This is a genomic window from Pseudomonas sp. PIC25 (genome assembly GCF_002286785.1).
Lineage (GTDB): Bacteria > Pseudomonadota > Gammaproteobacteria > Pseudomonadales > Pseudomonadaceae > Pseudomonas_M.
Genome location: NZ_MUJY01000168.1, coordinates 12,524 through 29,631, shown reverse-complemented (window position 1 = coordinate 29,631; position 17,108 = coordinate 12,524). Strand labels below are relative to the sequence as shown.

15 protein-coding genes are annotated in these 17,108 nt (G+C 65.1%); 7 read left to right on the top strand and 8 right to left on the bottom strand.

What is annotated here, in order from left to right:
• Positions 1–17: 17 nt before the first annotated feature.
• Both BZL41_RS21205 and BZL41_RS21200 read right to left on the bottom strand, forming a co-directional pair.
• Complete coding sequence (locus BZL41_RS21205) at positions 18–581, bottom strand: NAD(P)H nitroreductase (RefSeq protein ID WP_095601105.1); 564 nt, start codon at positions 579–581, stop codon at positions 18–20.
• A 74-nt stretch (positions 582–655) separates the two neighbouring features.
• Entirely contained in the window at positions 656–1,027 is a 372-nt protein-coding gene (locus tag BZL41_RS21200) for a YkgJ family cysteine cluster protein (RefSeq protein ID WP_095601104.1), read from the bottom strand.
• A gap of 147 nt (positions 1,028–1,174) precedes the next feature.
• Here BZL41_RS21200 and BZL41_RS21195 point away from each other — a divergent pair, with 147 nt between their 5' ends.
• On the top strand, positions 1,175–2,626 hold the full coding sequence (locus BZL41_RS21195; RefSeq protein ID WP_095601103.1) for a TrkH family potassium uptake protein: 1,452 nt from the start codon (positions 1,175–1,177) through the stop codon (positions 2,624–2,626).
• 16 nt (positions 2,627–2,642) lie between these two features.
• On the opposite strand, the gene BZL41_RS21190 is transcribed toward BZL41_RS21195, so the two are convergent.
• The gene (locus tag BZL41_RS21190) at positions 2,643–3,644 is read right to left on the bottom strand and encodes an AraC family transcriptional regulator (RefSeq protein WP_095601102.1); all 1,002 of its coding nucleotides are present in this window, start codon (positions 3,642–3,644) and stop codon (positions 2,643–2,645) included.
• Between the two features lie 134 nt (positions 3,645–3,778).
• Between BZL41_RS21190 and BZL41_RS21185 the strand changes: the two genes are divergently transcribed.
• Positions 3,779–4,096, top strand: a complete 318-nt coding sequence (locus BZL41_RS21185) for an Mpo1-like protein (RefSeq protein WP_095601101.1) — start codon at positions 3,779–3,781, stop codon at positions 4,094–4,096.
• Between the two features lie 63 nt (positions 4,097–4,159).
• On the opposite strand, the gene glpK is transcribed toward BZL41_RS21185, so the two are convergent.
• A complete protein-coding gene (gene glpK / locus BZL41_RS21180; RefSeq protein WP_095601100.1) occupies positions 4,160–5,647 on the bottom strand; it encodes a glycerol kinase GlpK in 1,488 nt (495 codons plus the stop codon).
• A gap of 34 nt (positions 5,648–5,681) precedes the next feature.
• Positions 5,682–6,152, bottom strand: coding sequence for a Cys-tRNA(Pro) deacylase (gene ybaK / locus BZL41_RS21175; protein ID WP_095601099.1), 471 nt, complete (start codon positions 6,150–6,152; stop codon positions 5,682–5,684).
• Between the two features lie 99 nt (positions 6,153–6,251).
• Between ybaK and BZL41_RS21170 the strand changes: the two genes are divergently transcribed.
• Entirely contained in the window at positions 6,252–7,010 is a 759-nt protein-coding gene (locus BZL41_RS21170) for a DeoR family transcriptional regulator (RefSeq protein ID WP_095601098.1), read from the top strand.
• 372 nt (positions 7,011–7,382) lie between these two features.
• Positions 7,383–8,912, top strand: coding sequence for a glycerol-3-phosphate dehydrogenase (gene glpD / locus BZL41_RS21165; RefSeq protein ID WP_095601097.1), 1,530 nt, complete (start codon positions 7,383–7,385; stop codon positions 8,910–8,912).
• 65 nt (positions 8,913–8,977) lie between these two features.
• Here the strand turns inward: glpD and BZL41_RS21160 are convergent, their stop codons facing one another.
• Positions 8,978–9,967, bottom strand: coding sequence for an alpha/beta fold hydrolase (locus BZL41_RS21160; RefSeq protein ID WP_095601178.1), 990 nt, complete (start codon positions 9,965–9,967; stop codon positions 8,978–8,980).
• A 149-nt stretch (positions 9,968–10,116) separates the two neighbouring features.
• A complete protein-coding gene (gene metE / locus BZL41_RS21155; protein WP_095601096.1) occupies positions 10,117–12,417 on the bottom strand; it encodes a 5-methyltetrahydropteroyltriglutamate--homocysteine S-methyltransferase in 2,301 nt (766 codons plus the stop codon).
• 288 nt (positions 12,418–12,705) lie between these two features.
• Here metE and metR point away from each other — a divergent pair, with 288 nt between their 5' ends.
• The 3 genes from metR (at position 12,706) to BZL41_RS21140 (ending at position 16,062) form a co-directional block, all read left to right on the top strand.
• Positions 12,706–13,626, top strand: coding sequence for a transcriptional regulator MetR (gene metR / locus BZL41_RS21150; RefSeq protein ID WP_095601095.1), 921 nt, complete (start codon positions 12,706–12,708; stop codon positions 13,624–13,626).
• 91 nt (positions 13,627–13,717) lie between these two features.
• A complete protein-coding gene (locus BZL41_RS21145) occupies positions 13,718–15,589 on the top strand; it encodes a hypothetical protein (protein WP_143518138.1) in 1,872 nt (623 codons plus the stop codon).
• Positions 15,586–16,062 carry a hypothetical protein gene (locus BZL41_RS21140; protein WP_095601093.1) on the top strand — a complete coding sequence of 159 codons (477 nt, stop codon included), beginning with the start codon at positions 15,586–15,588 and terminating at the stop codon, positions 16,060–16,062. Before BZL41_RS21145 ends, BZL41_RS21140 begins: the two co-directional genes overlap by 4 nt.
• Positions 16,063–16,083: 21 nt before the next feature.
• Here the strand turns inward: BZL41_RS21140 and BZL41_RS21135 are convergent, their stop codons facing one another.
• Positions 16,084–17,067 (bottom strand): SDR family oxidoreductase, encoded by a 984-nt coding sequence (locus tag BZL41_RS21135; RefSeq protein WP_095601092.1) that lies wholly within the window; start codon positions 17,065–17,067, stop codon positions 16,084–16,086.
• Positions 17,068–17,108 lie beyond the last annotated feature (41 nt).

Below are 17,108 nucleotides of genomic sequence, written 5' to 3'. Positions count from 1 at the left end.
GTAAAGCCCGCACCGAATCAGCCGTTCCAGGCGCTCACGAACGCCGATGCATCCAGCTCCGGCGGAGTGCGCAAATCCCCTACCGGCGTACCGAGATACAGGAAGCCGAGCACCCGCTCGTTGGCATCCAGCCCAAGGCCCGACGCCACGCGCGGGTCATATGCCAGCTCGCCGGTACGCCACATGGCACCGATACCCAGTGCATGGGCCGCCAGCAGCATGCCATGGGCCGCACAGCCAACCGCCAGCATCTGTTCCAGTTCGGGGACTTTCGGATGCGCCTGGAGATGGGCGACCACAGCCACTACCAGGGGCGCGCGCAACGGCATCTGGCGGGCCTTGTTCAGGGCCTCCGGCTTGACCCCATCGCCGTCCCGCTCCGTCACCACCCGGGCGAACAGCTCGCCGAGGCGTTCGCGGGTATCGCCCTCGATGGTCAGGAAACGCCAGGGCCGCAACTGACCATGATCAGGCGCACGCATGGCCGCGCGGAACAAGAGTTCACGCTGTTCCGCCGTTGGCGCGGGCTCGGCCAGCCGAGCCACGGAAACACGCTTGAGCAGAACATCGAGAGCCTCCATCGGCCACCTCCGGAAATCTGAAGAAAAAAGGGAGTCTAGGGCCTGGCGACAAGAATGTCCTCAGACGAAGCCAATCAGGCCACCCGTTCTGGCGCCATGTCCGGCTGCAGCGGCGGCGTCAAGGGCGGCAGGCCATGGGCAGCGCGAGCCGCATCGCAGTTGGGGTTGTGCGCCCCGTCGACCCACGACGCCTCGAATTCCCGGCAGGTGCTGGAGCGCTGTTCATAGAGCGTACAGCGGACGCCGCCCCCCACGTCGCCGAGCAACCCGACGCAACGCGCCGGCTTGCTCTCCGTGCCGCGCATCGCCACATGGTAGGGACTCACTTGAACCACCAGGTCATCGGGAACCTGGCCTCCCGAGGAACAACACTCGCCCCAGAAGAAAGACACACGGAAGTGCGCGCAGCAGGCGCCGCACGTCAAGCAGGGATTATCGGTGGACATGATCGGGGAGGTACTCGAAAACCGGCATGGGCCGGCACCGGAGGGCTATTCTAAGCATCGCCGTGGACTTGTGAAGCCCACCCCGTCGCAGGTTTACAGCCTTACCTGCACGGGTAAAATGGCGCCCTTTATCTTCGAGACCGACACATGGCTCTGCCGACGCTGCGCATCATCGGTTTTATTCTCGGCATCTTCCTCATCACCCTGGCCATCAGCATGGTCATTCCCATGCTGACCCTGCTGCTGTTCGAGCGCACCGACGACCTCAACGCCTTCCTCTGGTCCAGCCTGGCCACCTTCATCGGCGGCCTCGCCCTGGTGATTCCGGGCCGCCCGGAACACATCCAACTACGCCCGCGCGACATGTACATGCTGACCACCGCCAGTTGGCTGGTGGTCTGCATGTTCGCCGCCCTGCCGATGGTGCTGATCCACCACATCAGCTACACCGACGCCTTTTTCGAGACCATGTCCGGCATCACCACCACCGGCTCGACCGTGCTGAGCGGCCTCGACCACGCCTCGCCCGGCCTGCTGATGTGGCGCTCGATGCTGCAATGGCTGGGCGGTATCGGCTTCATCGGCATGGCGGTGGCGGTCCTGCCGCTGCTGCGCGTCGGCGGGATGCGGCTGTTCCAAACCGAATCCTCGGACTGGTCGGAAAAGGCACTGCCGCGCTCCCACGTGGTGGCCAAGTCGATCCTGTTCGTCTATGTGGGGCTCACGCTGCTCTGCACCTTGTTCTTTTGGCTCAGTGGCATGACGCCGTTCGAAGCGATCAACCACGCGATGACCACTATCTCCACCGGCGGCTATTCCACCTCCGACAGCTCCATGGCCAACTTCAGCCCGGCTGCGCACTGGGTCGCCATCGTCTTCATGCTGCTTGGGGGCTTGCCGTTCATCCTCATGGTCTCCACCCTGCGCGGCAACCGCTATGCGCTGGTGAAGGATCAGCAGGTGCGTGGCTTCATGGCCATGCTCGGCCTCACCTGCCTGCTCTTCGCCATCTGGCTGTGGACGCACTCGGACTACGTGTTCCTCGATGCCTTGCGCATCGTCTCGCTGAACGTGGTCTCGGTGGTCACCACCACCGGCTATGCCTTGGGCGACTACACGCTCTGGGGCGATTTCGCGATCATGGCGTTCTTCTACCTGACCTTCGTCGGCGGCTGCTCCGGCTCCACATCCGGCGGCTTGAAGATTTTCCGCTTCCAGGTCGCCTATGCCCTGCTGCGTGCCAACCTCCAGCAACTGGTGCACCCGCGGGCGGTGATCAAGCAGCAGTACAACGGGCACAATCTCGACGAAGAAATCGTCCGCTCGATCCTGACCTTCTCGTTCTTCTTCACCATCACCATCGGAGCCCTGGCGCTGGCGCTGGCGCTGCTCGGCCTGGACATGATGACCGCCCTGACCTCAGCCGCCACCGCGGTGTGCAACGTGGGCCCCGGCCTCGGCCCGATCGTCGGCCCGGCCGGCAACTTCTCCAGCCTGCCGGATGCCGCCAAATGGCTGCTGTCCGCCGGCATGCTGCTCGGCCGCCTGGAAATCATCACCGTGCTGGTCCTGATGACCCCGGCGTTCTGGCGCCACTGATCTTTCGACTCCCACCTCACAGCCGGGCCCGGTATTCCCCCGGCGTGACGTCGAACCAACGGCGGAAGGCGCGGAAGAAGTTGCTCGGGTCGGCAAAGCCCAGCAGGTAAGCGATCTCCAGCAGCGTCAGGTTCGGCTGGGCCAGATACTGCCCGGCCAGTTCGCGACGGGTGTCGTCGAGCAATTGCTGGAAGCTCGTCCCCTCCTCCTGCAAGCGCCGCTGCAAGGTTCTCTGGGATAGATGCAACGTCTGCGCCACCGCTTCGCGCTTGGGCTCGCCCTGGGGTAGCAGGCGGCAGAGCACCTGCCGCGCCTGATGCGTCACCCGGCTTTCCGAGAAGCGCGCCAGGTATTCTCCGGCGAAACGGTCGTGCAACTGCGCCAGCGACTCGTTGGCGGTCGGCAGCGGCGTTTCCATGTCGGCCCGCTCGAACAGCAGTGCGTAGTGTTCCGCGTTGAAACGCAGCGGCGCCTGGAAAACCTGCTGGTAGGGCTGTAGATCCTCCGGGGGACCGCCCTGGAAATCGATCTGCAACGGTCTGATCGGGCGCCCGGTGAGCCAGCGGCAGAAGGCCAGCGCATAGGCCAGCGAGGCCTCGGCGCTCTGCCGGGCCGGCGGCAGGCGGTCGCCATGGATCGCCAGCACCAGCGCGTAGGCATCGGGAAGCGGACGGAAGCTCAGGTCGGCGCCTTCGGCAATGATCCGCTGGTAGCGCACCAGCCGGGCGAACCCCTCCTTCAGGGTACGGCTGGACATCAAGGCGTAGCCAACCACATGAAACGACGCCGGTCGCACCACCTTGGCCATGTTCAGGCCGATCGCCGGGTTGCCGGACAGTTCCACCGCCCGGCGCCACAGACGGGTCATGCCATCCTGCGGGAAGCGGGCATCGGAATCTTCCAGCGCGGCATAGTCGAGGTCCAGTTCGGTGAACAGGCGTCGGCAATCGACACCGCCCATTTCCAGCGCCTGGACGATGCCCAGGGCCCAGCTCGAGGAGGTGGTACGTTCGCTCATGGCGTCTTCTTGTTCTGTCCTCCGCGCGAACGGAGCGCGGCCTGGCGGGGAAGGATACTAAACTGGCACCTAATGTCACTGGCTTCGGAAGACAGTCGCCCTACACTCCGTCCCACAATGACAGGAGGTACGCCATGAGCCACGAAACCACCGATCGCTACACCCGCTTTGCCGACTTCTATCCGTACTACTTGCAGGAGCACAGCCACCCTGTCTGCCGCCGCCTGCACTACGTGGGCAGCCTGCTGGTGCTGGCCATCCTCGCCTATGCCATTGGCACCCAACAGTGGCTGTGGCTGTTGGCCATCCCGTTCGCCGGCTATGGCTTCGCCTGGGTCGGCCATTTCGTCTTCGAGAAGAACCGCCCCGCCACCTTCAAGTATCCGCTGTACAGCTTCATGGGCGACTGGGTGATGCTCAAGGACGCCTTCACCGGCCGCATCCGCTTCTAATCCATCTTTTGTGGGGGCGCTCATTCTTCGCGAATGAATTCGCTCCCACAAATGCCGTTACGCTTAGCCCTCGCTACGCACCCGCTGCACAGCATTCAGCCAGCCCAGATAGAGCTTGGCTCGCTGCTCGTCGGCCATCTTCGGCTCGAAGCGCTGTTCGCGATGCCAATGGCCGGCAATCTCCTCCAGGTCGCGGTAGATTCCCGCCTGCAAACCGGCCAGGTAGGCCACGCCAAGGGCGGTCGTCTCGGTGACTTCCGGGCGCTCTACCGGCACGCCGAGGATATCGGCGAGGAACTGCATCACCCAGTTGTTCACCACCATGCCGCCGTCCACCCGCAATGCGCTGGGTGCCGCGGCGCCGTCCTGGCGCATGGCCTCGAGCAGGTCGCGGGTCTGGTAGCAGACCGATTGCAGCCCGGCGGTGACGATTTCCTTGATCCCCGTGTCGCGGGTCAGGCCGAAGATGGCGCCGCGCGCTTTCGGATCCCAGTAGGGCGCACCCAACCCGGTGAATGCCGGCACTAAATAGACGCCGCAGGCATCGCCGGTCTGCACCGCCAGCGCCTCGGTCTCGTGGGCATGGCTGATCAATTTGATGCCGTCGCGCAGCCACTGCACCGCCGCGCCGGCGACGAAAATGCTGCCCTCCACCGCGTAGGTGACCTTGCCGTTCAGGCGGTAGCCCACCGTGGTCAGCAGGCGGTTCTTCGAGGTGACCGGCGTGTCGCCGGTGTTCTGGATCATGAAGCAACCGGTGCCGTAGGTGCTCTTCACCATGCCCGGCTGGAAGCACGCCTGACCGACCAGCGCGGCCTGTTGGTCACCGGCCATGCCCAGCACCGGAATCGGTGCACCGAGCAGGTCGGGCACGCAGGTACCGAAGTCGGCGGCGCAGTCGAGCACCTCCGGCAACAGGCTGGCGGGGATATCGAACAGTGCCAGCAGTTCTTCGTCCCATTGCTGGGTGTGGATGTTGAACAACAGGGTCCGCGAGGCGTTGGCGGCGTCGGTCTTGTGCGACGTGCCGCCGGTCAGGCGCCACAGCAAGAAGCTGTCGACGGTGCCGAAGCGCAGTTCGCCCCGCTCGGCACGCTCACGTGCGCCCGGCACACTCTCCAAGATCCAACGCAGCTTGGTGGCGGAAAAATACGGGTCGATCAGCAGGCCGCTGCGCTCGCTGACCATCGGCTCGTGGCCCTCGGCCTTCAGCTTGGCACAATAGTCGGCGGTGCGGCGGTCCTGCCAGACGATGGCGTTATGGATCGGTTCGCCGGTCCGTGCGTCCCACACCAGGGTCGTCTCGCGCTGATTGGTGATGCCGATGGCGGCGATGTCCCCGGCTTCCAGCCCGCTCTGGCGCAGCGCCTCGCGGCAGACATCCAGGGTCGATTGCCAGATTTCCTCGCCGTCGTGCTCGACCCAGCCGTCGTTCGGGAAATACTGGCGGAATTCCTGCTGAGCCCGGGCCACGGGCCTGCCTTCGGCACTGAAGACAATGGCGCGGCTACTGGTGGTGCCTTGGTCGATGGCGAGTAGATGCTGAGCCATGGGAGCGTCCTTATTGTTCTAGGAAGAGAGAGCCTCAGTCGCGCCCGATGGCGGCGAACCGGGCCTGGGTATGCTGTGCCAGCAGCTCGGCGGACAACTCCACCTCCAGCCCGCGCCGGCCGGCGCTGACGAAGACGGTGGGGTGCTGCCGGGCGGTTTCGTCGATGAAGGTACGCAGGCGCTTCTTCTGGCCCAGCGGGCTGATACCGCCCACCAGATAACCGGTGGCGCGCTGCGCGGCGTTCGGATCGGCCATATCGGCCTTCTTCGCCCCGGCGGCCTGGGCCAGCGCCTTGAGATCGAGCGTGCCGGCCACCGGCACCACCGCCACCAGCAGCTCGCCCTTTTCGGTCGCGGCGAGCAGCGTCTTGAACACCCGGGCCGGGTCGAGGCCGAGCTTCTCGGCGGCTTCCAGGCCGTAGGAGGCGGCCTTGGGATCATGGGTATAGCTATGCACGCGGTGCTCCGCGCGGGCTTTCTTCAGAAGATCGATGGCTGGAGTCATGTTCGAATGTGAAAATCCGACGGCGAATCCGCGTACCTTAGCCGAAAAGTCGCCAGGCGACAGCTCCTCGCTATAATGCGGCCACTCCAAGGAGCCTCTATGAGCCTAGCGCCCCGCCAACAGAATATTCTCGAACTGGCCCGCGAACGCGGTTACGTCAGCATCGATGAACTGGCCCAAGCCTTCGCCGTCACTCCCCAGACCATTCGTCGCGACATCAACCAACTGGCCGAACTGGGTCTGTTGCGCCGCACCCATGGCGGCGCGGCGAGCGAAGCCTCGAGCATCCAGAACACCGCCTACGGCATGCGCGCCGGACAGATGCGCGACGAAAAGCAGCGCATCGCCGAAGCCATCGCCGCGGTGATCCCCAACCAGGCGTCGCTGTTCATCAACATCGGCACCACCACCGAAGCGATCGCCCGCGCCCTGCTCAACCACAAGGGCCTGAAGGTGATCACCAACAACCTGCACGTGGCCGCCCAGCTCAGCGCCAAGGAGGATTTCGAGGTGCTGGTGGCTGGCGGTACGGTACGCAGCGACGGCGGCATCGTCGGGCAGGCGGCGGTGGACTTCATCCATCAGTTCAAGGTGGACTACGCCCTGGTGGGCATCAGCGGTATCGACGAAGACGGCAGCCTGCTGGACTTCGACTATCAGGAAGTGCGCGTCTCCCAAGCGATCATCGAGAACGCCCGGCAGGTTTTCCTCGCCGCCGACTCCAGCAAGTTCGGCCGCAACGCCGTGGTACGTCTGGGGTCCATCACCTTGGTAGACCATGTCTTCACCGACCACGCCCCACCCGCCCCGCTCACCCGTCTGCTGGCCGAGCACAAGGTTCACCTCGACGTGGTGTGATAGACCTCTTCTAAGACCGGACCCACGCTGTAGGGGCGAATTCATTTTCCTTAGAAGATCCAGTTTCACACCGCCCCTGCAGCCCGGATAAGCCTTGGCGCAATCCGGGACAACGCGATCCCGGATTGCGCTTCGCTTATCCGGGCTACGAATCCGAGCCTGCCTGCATCCTGTGGGAGGGAATTCATTCGCGATAACAGAGTGCCGCTGGGCTCCCAATCGCGAATGAATTCGCTCCTACCGGAACCCCATCTCTGAACGGCCGTTCGGCGCGAAACCGCACTCCGGGCTGGTCAAGCTACGCGCATTCGACTAGCATTTTTCGAAAATGAACATTCGAAAGTTCACTTTCGACTAAAAGGTGCCGCGCTCATGACTCAAAAGCAGACCCCGCCCCTTTCCGAAGTCTACGATCTCGCCGTCATCGGCGGCGGCATCAATGGTGCGGGTATCGCCGCCGACGCTGCGGGGCGCGGCCTGTCGGTGTTCCTCTGCGAAAAGGACGACCTGGCCCGACACACCTCCTCCGCCAGCAGCAAGCTGATCCACGGTGGGCTGCGCTATCTCGAACACTACGAATTCCGCCTGGTGCGCGAAGCCCTCGCCGAACGCGAAGTGCTGCTGGCCAAGGCGCCGCACATCGTCAAGCCGCTGCGTTTCGTACTGCCGCATCGCCCGCATCTGCGCCCGGCCTGGATGATCCGCGCCGGCCTGTTTCTCTACGATCACTTGGGCAAACGCGAGAAACTGCCCGGCTCCCGCTCCCTGCGCTTTGGCGCCGGCAGCCCGCTGAAAGCCGAAATTACCCGCGGTTTCGAATATTCCGACTGCTGGGTCGATGACGCCCGCCTGGTGGTACTGAACGCCATGGCCGCCCGCGACAAGGGCGCTCACGTACACACCCGCACCCGCTGCATCCGCGCGCGCCGCAGCAAGGGCCTGTGGCACGTGCATCTGGAACGCGCCGACGGCACCCTCTTCTCGATCCACGCCAAGGCACTGGTGAACGCCGCCGGCCCCTGGGTGGCGCGTTTCATCAAGGACGACCTCAAGCAGCAGTCGCCGTATGGCATCCGCCTGATCCAGGGCAGCCACATCATCGTGCCCAAGCTGTTCGACGCCGATCACGCCTTCATCCTGCAGAACGAAGACCGCCGCATCGTCTTCGCCATTCCCTACCTGGATCGCTTCACCCTGATCGGCACCACCGACCGGGAATACCAGGGCGATCCGGGCGAGGTGAAGATCAGCGACGAAGAAATCGACTACCTGCTGTCGGTGGTCAACGCCCACTTCAAAAAGCAGTTGGGCCGCGGTGACATCCTGCACACCTACGCCGGTGTCCGCCCGCTGTGCGACGACGAATCCGACGAACCCTCGGCGATCACCCGCGACTACACCCTGGCGCTGTCCGCCCATCCTGGCGAAGCGCCGCTGCTGTCGGTGTTCGGCGGCAAGCTGACCACCTACCGCAAGCTGGCCGAGTCCGCCATGGGCCAGCTCGCTCCGTACTTCCCGAACATGAAACCGAGCTGGACAGCCAGCGCACCGCTGCCCGGCGGCGAGCAACTGGAAAGCCCGGCGGTGCTGGCCGACGCCCTGTGCAACCAGTTCGGCTGGCTGCCCAACAGCCTCGCCCTGCGCTGGGCCAGCACCTACGGCAGCCGCGCCTGGCGCCTGCTGGAAGGCGCCCACGGCATCGCCGACCTCGGCGAACACCTGGGCGGCGGGCTCTATGCACGGGAAGTGGAATACCTGTGCCAGGAAGAATGGGCAATGGAGAGCGACGACATCCTCTGGCGCCGCACCAAGCTCGGCCTGTTCCTCACCCCATCGCAACAGGTGCGCCTGGAACAGTACCTGCGCGAACGCCCGGACCATCCGCGGGTGGATGCGGCTTGAAGGAGTAAGGGGTAAAGCGTGAGGGGTGAGGGACTGCACTCCTCACTCATAACTCCTCACCTCAACTACAACCGCGCCAACCCCACCGCCTGCCGATGCGCGTTCAGATACGGCAACACCGCCGCCAGCAACGGCTCCTTGAAGGCTTCCTGGAAGCGGTGGGCCAGGCCGGGGATCAGTTTGAGTTCGGCACCCTTGATGTGCGCGGCGACGTGGACGCCGTGCATGACCGGCAATAGCGGGTCGGCGGTGCCGTGCACCACCAGGGTCGGCACGCGCAGCCGGTTCAGCAATTCGACCCGGCTGGGTTCGGCGAGGATGGCGAGCAACTGGCGTTGGACGCCTTCGGGGTTGAACGCCCGGTCATAGGCCTGGGCCGCCTGTTGCAGCAACAGAGCCCGGTCGTCGCTGACCTCGGGGCTGCCGAGCGCGGCGAGCAGGTCGGCCTGCTGTTCGATGGCCACTTCGCGGCTGGGCGCTTCGCGGCGGGCGAGGAGTTGCAGCAGCGCCTGGCTCGGTGCCGGCAGGCCTTGGGCGCCGGAACTGGTCATGATCAGGGTCAGGCTTTGCAGGCGCTCCGGTGCCTGATCGGCCATATGCTGTGCGATCATCCCGCCCATGCTCGCGCCCAGGACGTGGAAGCGCTGGATACCCAGGCGGTCCATCAGGTGCAGGGCATCGCCGGCCATGTCGCTCAAGCGGTACGGCGCGCTGACCGGGAAGCCCAGGCGATAGCGCAGCACTTCGTAGGTCAGGTTGATGGTCGGCGCGCCGTGCGTCCAGGCGGAAAGGCCAACGTCGCGGTTATCGAAACGGATCACCCGGAAGCCTTGCTCACACAGGCGCGCAACCACTTCGTCGGGCCAATGGATCAATTGGCCGCCCAAGCCCATAACCAGCAGCAGGGCCGGATCGGTCGCCTGGCCGATGCTCTGGTAGGCCAGGCGCACGTCGCCCAGGCTCACCGTTTCGGTGGGTACACGGACATCGCAACGAGAAGCCGCCAAGGTCGGCAGGCCGCACAGCAGCGCGGCCAGAAGCAGCAGCACACGCATCATCGAAAACACCAGAATGCAGAACCCCAGTTGACCGCGATTCTGATGACTTCCGTTCGCTCGCGCTGCCACAAAAGCATGACAGTTTAATGAAGATTACCCAGACGGAGGCTCGCAGGAGGGGTCCCCCCTGCGATGTGCTCCAAGCGTCAGGCCGCCTCGACCTTGCGTACCCGCAGTTGACGGGCCGCTGCCACCATATTGGCCAATGCCGCTTCGGTTTCCGCCCAGCCACGGGTCTTCAGGCCGCAATCCGGGTTGACCCACAGGCGCTCGGCGGGGATGCGTTCGGCGGCCTTTTCCAGCAGCGCGACCATCTCCGCACTGTCCGGCACACGCGGCGAGTGGATGTCATACACACCCGGCCCGATCTCGTTGGGGTAGGCGAATCCTTCGAAGGCCTCCAGCAGCTCCATCTGCGAGCGCGAGGTCTCGATGGTGATCACATCCGCATCCATAGCGGCGATCGCCTCGATCACGTCGTTGAACTCGCTGTAGCACATATGGGTGTGGACCTGCGTCTCGTCACGTACGCCGGAGCTGCACAGGCGGAACGCGTCCACCGCCCAGTCCAGGTACGGGCCCCAGTCGGCCTGGCGCAACGGCAGGCCCTCGCGGAAAGCCGCTTCGTCGATTTGCACGATGCGTATCCCGGCGGCCTCCAGGTCCTGCACCTCGTCGCGAATCGCCAGAGCCAGTTGCCGCGCCTGTACGTCGCGCGGTACGTCGTCGCGGGGGAACGACCACATCAGCATGGTCACCGGACCGGTCAGCATGCCTTTCATCGGCTTGTCGGTCAGGCTCTGGGCATAGCGTATCCATTCGACGGTCATCGGCGCCGGACGGCTGATGTCGCCGTAGATAACCGCCGGTTTGACGCAGCGCGAACCGTAGCTCTGCACCCAGCCGAAGCGGGTGAAGGCATAGCCGTCCAGTTGCTCGGCGAAGTACTCGACCATGTCGTTGCGCTCGGCCTCGCCATGTACCAGCACATCCAGACCGATGCGCTCCTGGAAGGCCACCGCCTCGCGGATTTCCGCCTGCATCGCGGCGCGGTATCCCGCTTCGTCCAGAGTGCCCTGCTTGAAGGCCTGGCGCGCCTGGCGGATCGCCGCGGTCTGCGGGAAGGAGCCGATGGTGGTGGTGGGGAACGCCGGCAGGTCGAGATGCGCCCGCTGCTTACCGATACGTTCGGCGAACGGCGCCGCGCGACGGCTGTCGGCCGGCGTTACCGCCGCCAGTCGTGCCTGTACGTTCGGTTTGTGGATGCGCGGCGACTGCCGTCGGCTGTCCTGCACGCCACGGTTGTAGGCCAGGGCGGCACGCACTTCGACGGCATCCGGCTCGTCGACCGCACGGGCCAGCAGCGCCACTTCGGCGCATTTCTGCACGGCGAAAGCCAGCCAACTGCGCAGCTCGTCGTCCAGCTGGTCCTCCCGGGCGAGGTCCACCGGGCTGTGCAGCAGCGAGCAGGACGGCGCCACCCAGAGCCGTTCGGCGAAACGCTCGGCGGCCAGGCGCAACGGTAGCAGCGCCTGCTCCAGATCGCAGCGCCAGACGTTGCGGCCGTTCACCACACCGAGGGACAGCACCTTGTACGACGGCAGGCGGTCGACCACCGCGGTCAGTTGTTCCGGGCCGCGTACCAGATCGATGTGCAGGCCATCCACCGGCAGGCTCACCGCCAGGCCGAGGTTGTCGCCCAGGCCGCCGAAGTAGGTGGCGACCAGTTTCTTCAGCGGCGCGTACTGCAGCAGGTGGTAGGCGCGTTCGAACGCGCTGCGCCAGGCTTGCGGCAGATCCAGCACCAGGATCGGCTCGTCGATCTGCACCCACTCCACCCCCTGGGCCGCCAGCCGACCGAGGATTTCGCCGTAGAGCGGCAGCAGGCGGTCGAGCAGTTCCAGCTTGTCGAACGCCTCGCCCTTGGCCTTGCCGAGCCAGAGGTAGGTGAGCGGGCCGAGCAGCACCGGCTTGACCTTGTGCCCCAGCGCCTGAGCTTCGGCCACTTCTTCGAAGAGCTGCTCCCAGCTCAATTGGAAGCGTTGATCGCGGCTGAACTCCGGCACCAGGTAGTGGTAGTTGGTATCGAACCACTTGGTCATTTCCTGCGCCTGGGCACCGCCGCCGCAGCAGGAACGGGACACGCCACGTGCCATGGCGAACAGGGTCTCCAGGGTGGCCTTGCCATCGGCCGGGCGGAAGCGCTCGGGGATCACGCCGACGGTCAGCGAGTGGGTGAGCACCTGGTCGTACCAGGCGAAGTCACCCACCGGCAGCAGCTCGATACCGGCGTCACGCTGTACCTGCCAATGCGCGGCGCGCAGGGCGCGGCCGGTCTCGCGCAGGCCGGCTTCGTCCAGTTCGCCCTTCCAGTAGGCTTCCAGGGCTTTCTTCAGCTCGCGGTCGCGGCCGATGCGGGGGAATCCGAGGGTGTGCGCCAAAGCCATGAGTTCGATCTCCGTGTTCGTGAATGGCGCTCATTGTCGAGAGACCAAATGAATGAGACAAACTCAAGTTTCTCTCTTTCAAATCAAATTTTTCTCATGGAACAGCTCGCTTGCTCCCCTCCACCGCACTCATCGTCCATCACTTTGCCAGCACGCCTCGACAGGCCAGTGGCCATTGCGCCACACTTGCCAGGTAATGAGCGCCACTCATGCAGCCTCTTTTATGACTCGGACGCGCAGGCTGCGCGCCGCGCGGGTCTCGCTCTTCATGGCCAACCGGAGCCCGGCATGCTGGAAATACGTCACCTGAAAACCCTTCATGCCCTGCGCGAATCCGACAGTCTGGTGGAAGCGGCCGAGCGCCTGCACCTGACCCAATCGGCCCTGTCCCACCAGTTCAAGGAACTCGAAGAGCGCCTGGGCATGCCGTTGTTCGTGCGCAAGACCAAGCCGGTGCGCTTCACCAGCGCCGGCCTGCGCCTGCTGCAACTGGCCGACGCGCTGCTGCCGCAACTGCGCAGCGCCGAGCGCGACCTCGCCCGCCTCGCCGGCGGCACCGCCGGACGGCTGCACATGGCCATCGAATGCCACAGCTGCTTCCAGTGGCTGATGCCGACCATCGACCAGTTCCGCGATGCCTGGCCGGAAGTGGAACTCGACCTCGCCTCGGGCTTCTCCTTCGCCCCGCTGCCGGCGCTGGCCCGGGGCGACCTGGACCTGGTGGTGACTTCCGACCCGCTGGAGCTGGGCGGCATCACCTACGTGCCGCTGTTCACCTACGAGATGCAACTGGCGGTGGCCAACCAGCATCCGCTGGCCAGCAAGCCCTACGTCGCCCCCGAGGACCTGGCCGGCGAAACCCTGATCACCTACCCCATCGAACGCGATCGCCTGGACATTTTCACCCGCTTCCTCGACCCGGCCGACGTCGAGCCGGCGCAGGTCCGTACCTCGGAACTGACAGTGATGATGATGCAACTGGTGGCCAGCGGACGCGGCGTCTGCAGCCTGCCCAACTGGGCGCTGCACGAATACAGCTCGCGGGGCTACGTGACGGCCAAGCGGCTCGGCGAAAAATCGCTGTACGCCACGCTATTCGCGGCGATCCGCGCCGACATGCTGGACGCGCCGTTCATGCGCGACTTCCTCCTCACCGCCAAGGACACCTCCTTCGCCACCCTCGAAGGCGTCAGCGCAGCGCGGGGCTGAACCTGGCCTGGCGATTCGGGGGATCGCCACCGGGAACCGAAGCCCTGTGTGAGACACACAAGGCTAGGCCCATCCATTCAGTCGTTCCTCCATGAACACCATTCATTCGCTCACTACGGCTTCCACCGCCATCCTTCGCCCCGAGACGTCCGCCGAATCGACCAGCCATGTCCACCAGGGGCGCCTGGGTGACGAGCAGGTGGAAGTCGGCACCTCACGACAGACACCGGGCCATGTTGCCGGCACGCCTCCGTCCCACTCGGGGCAGCCACCTCATGCGAGCATAAATGTGGCCCCCGCCTCGCAACAGGAAATCGAGGCGATGAATCTCGGCCAGACGCCCTCGGCACCTGCTTCCAAGGGTCTCAAGGACCGGCTCCTTTTCCTGTTCAAGAAGACGGACCTGGCCGCTGCCGTAAGTCAGTTCAACAACCGCGAATACCTGGGCAACGAGCGGCAGCTTGCCCACCTGCCGGCATTCAAGCAAAGCGTGCAGGCCCTGCACGATGCCTGTCAGCATACGGCCATCCCGGCATCCGTGCGCAAGGAAATGAGCGCAGTGACCCAGGGGCTCATGCACAAGATCGACCGGGTCGCCCAGGACAAATCCATGGGCTACCGCACCGCGGCGACCATGATGTTCAGCCTGGCCAACGTCGGTCTGGCGCTGCTGCCAACCCTGACCGCACACAAGAACAAGGACAACCAGTACTTCGCGCTGCTGGTGGCCGGCTACACCAAGACCCTCTGCATGCTGACGGGGATCGCGCTCAGCCGTACCGCCGACCATCGCTCCCATGGCCTGCATATCCAGGAACGGCATGTGCCCTACCTGCCGCCGAACCTGCCCTATGCCGTCAGCGCGTTCAATGAAAAAGCCAAGGCTTTCGAGGAACACAACCCCATCCTGTTCCACTCCATGGCGGCCACGTTCACTGCGTCCGTGTTCGTGATGTCGTCTGCACCTCATCTGGTCACGAAGCCCCTGGCGGCCATTGGCGAGAAGATCAAGAACCTTTTCCAGAAGCCCGCTTCGCAACCGCAGGAACAGGCCCGGCTGACTGCCGAGCTGAGCCTGGACATCAACGACCTGCTGGACGCCGTCAATACCCAGCACAGTGCGTTCCAGCAGCGGCGGAACCAGTTCGAGGAAGCCGGCAAGGAGCTGAACGACAGCCTCAACCTGCAACTCAGCGAGATCGACTCCGCCACCGAGCGACTCGCCAAAACGGCGCACGGGATTCTCAACCCCGGCCAAGAGGGGACCTCGCAGCCCCACGTCAAGAATGACGACCTTGCACAAAAGATGGCCTTCGTGGGCATTGCAGGAGCGCTTTGCCTGAGCTCCGCTGCCACCTATTACGATGAGCCCGCCGGCCTGGTCGACCTGGGGATGGATGCCGGCCTGACCGTTTTCGAACTGGCCAAGACGGCCAGGAACCCCAACGAAAATACACAGCAGGCGGCCAGCAAGTTCGCCAGTTACTCCGGCCTGTCCCCACTATTGCTGCCCTTCGGCATTCTCAACAAGGTCACACATTTCACCGACAACACGGCGGGGCTGGTCGCAGGCACCGTGTTCCTCACTGCCTGCAACCTCACACTGCCCCGCCCCGGAGGCGAAGCGCTAGCCAGCGCGGTGGTCAAACTGATCAACGCCCTGAAAGGCGCGCCGAATGAGCAGGCAGACCTCGAGCAAGGGGTGGTCGATAGCGGCCGCTTCACCGAAATCACCGATGACCCGCTTGCACAGGCATCGTCGACTCACAACGGCGCCCCCCAGGAAGCCGAGGTGTTTTTCGATGCGCCAGCGACCCTCGAACCAGAAGGCGATGAAGAGTGGTCCTCCTCCGCTGGGGACTTGTCGGATCGGAGCGAAGACTTCGAGACTGCACCAGCCAGCCCTGCACGGGAGCAAGAACACACCGCGCCGTCCCACAGCCAGGGAGGCCGTCCGGCATGAGCCAGCCGCAGCAGGAGTTCGTCAACCTGGTCACCCAGATCATGGAGCGCCTGGGTATTCAATCCTTCGACACCCAGGCCACGTCCTATCGCTTCAGCTTCGCCAATGAGCCGGCCATCTTCCTCTGCTACCGCGGCGAAGGCTGGGCGGAACTGGTGACCGGCGCCGACAGGCTCACCGACGATCCGCGCCGGAACACCGCGCTGGCCCTGCTGGAATTGCAAGGCCGGCAGCCAAACCCGGCATTCTGCCTGGCCGCCGACAAGGAGAGCGGCGCGATCAGGGTGTTTCATCGCTTTCGCTTCGCGCAGTACCACGCCCTAGACATCCTCGACACTCTCAAGGCCCTGCGGGTCTTTGCGGGCCAGGTGCGGGCGGTGATCGGTCAGTCAATGCCGCCAGCCGGCACTGCGACGGGTGATGGCAGTGAGCGGTTCAAGCTCAACACCCATCTGAGGCTGCAGAACTGGTAGCGGTGAGCCGCAGCCGATGCCTCAGTGCCGCCCGTTGGTCGCCCGGCGCACCAGATAGAAGCCGAGCAGCGCCGCCACCGCGGTGCCCGCCAATAGCAGGTTGAGTTGGCCGTGCGGAGGGCTGCGCCAGCCACCATCCACCCGGCGTTCGCCCAGCGGCGGATGGAACAGGTTGCCGGACGATGCCGGCGAACGGTCCGCCTTCCCCAGGGCGAAGTGGGTGGCGCGGCCGATCAGCGACTCGAAATGCGGCATCAGGAAATGGGCGAGGCGGATCAGCCGCGCGCTGGCGCCCACCGTCACGCTGCGGCGCGGTCGCTGCGCCAGGCTGACCATGGCCTCGGCGACGCGGCGCGGATCGTAGACCGGCGGGATCGGCTGGATGTTGTGGCCGGTGTAGTTGCCGGCATCGCGAAATCCGGGGGTATCCATCACCGCCGGATAGACATCGCAGATGTGGATGTGCGGCCATTGGGTCAGCTCGCCGCGCAGCGCTTCGGTGAACCCGCGCAGGCCGTACTTGGCGGCCGCATAGGCAGCGGCATAGGGATGCGCCACCCAACTGCCGAGGGACAGGGTATTGATCAACACGCCGGCGCGCTGCTGCTTGAAGTACGGCAGCACCGCGTGGGCGCCGCGCAGATAGCCGAGCAGATCGGTCTGCACCACCTGTTCGTGGGCCACCAGAGGCGTCTCATCGAAGGCGCCGACGGTACCGATGCCGGCGTTGTTCACCCAGACATCGATGCGGCCGTCGCCGAAGGACGCCGCGCTGTCGGCGAGCCGGTGTACCGCCTCGCTATCGGTGACGTCGGTGGGTACCGCCAGCGCCCGCGCCCCGAGCGCCTCGCATTCGGCTACCACCTCATCCAGCGCCGCCTTGTCGCGCGCCGCCAGCACCAGGCGGGCGTGCCGCTCGGCAAATGCCAGCGCCGCCGCCCGGCCGATACCGCTCGAAGCCCCGGTGATCACGACCAGGGCGTCTTCCAGTGTGTTACGGGTCACGGTCCCACCCTCCGCATCAAACCCATCAGTAAGGCTGACAC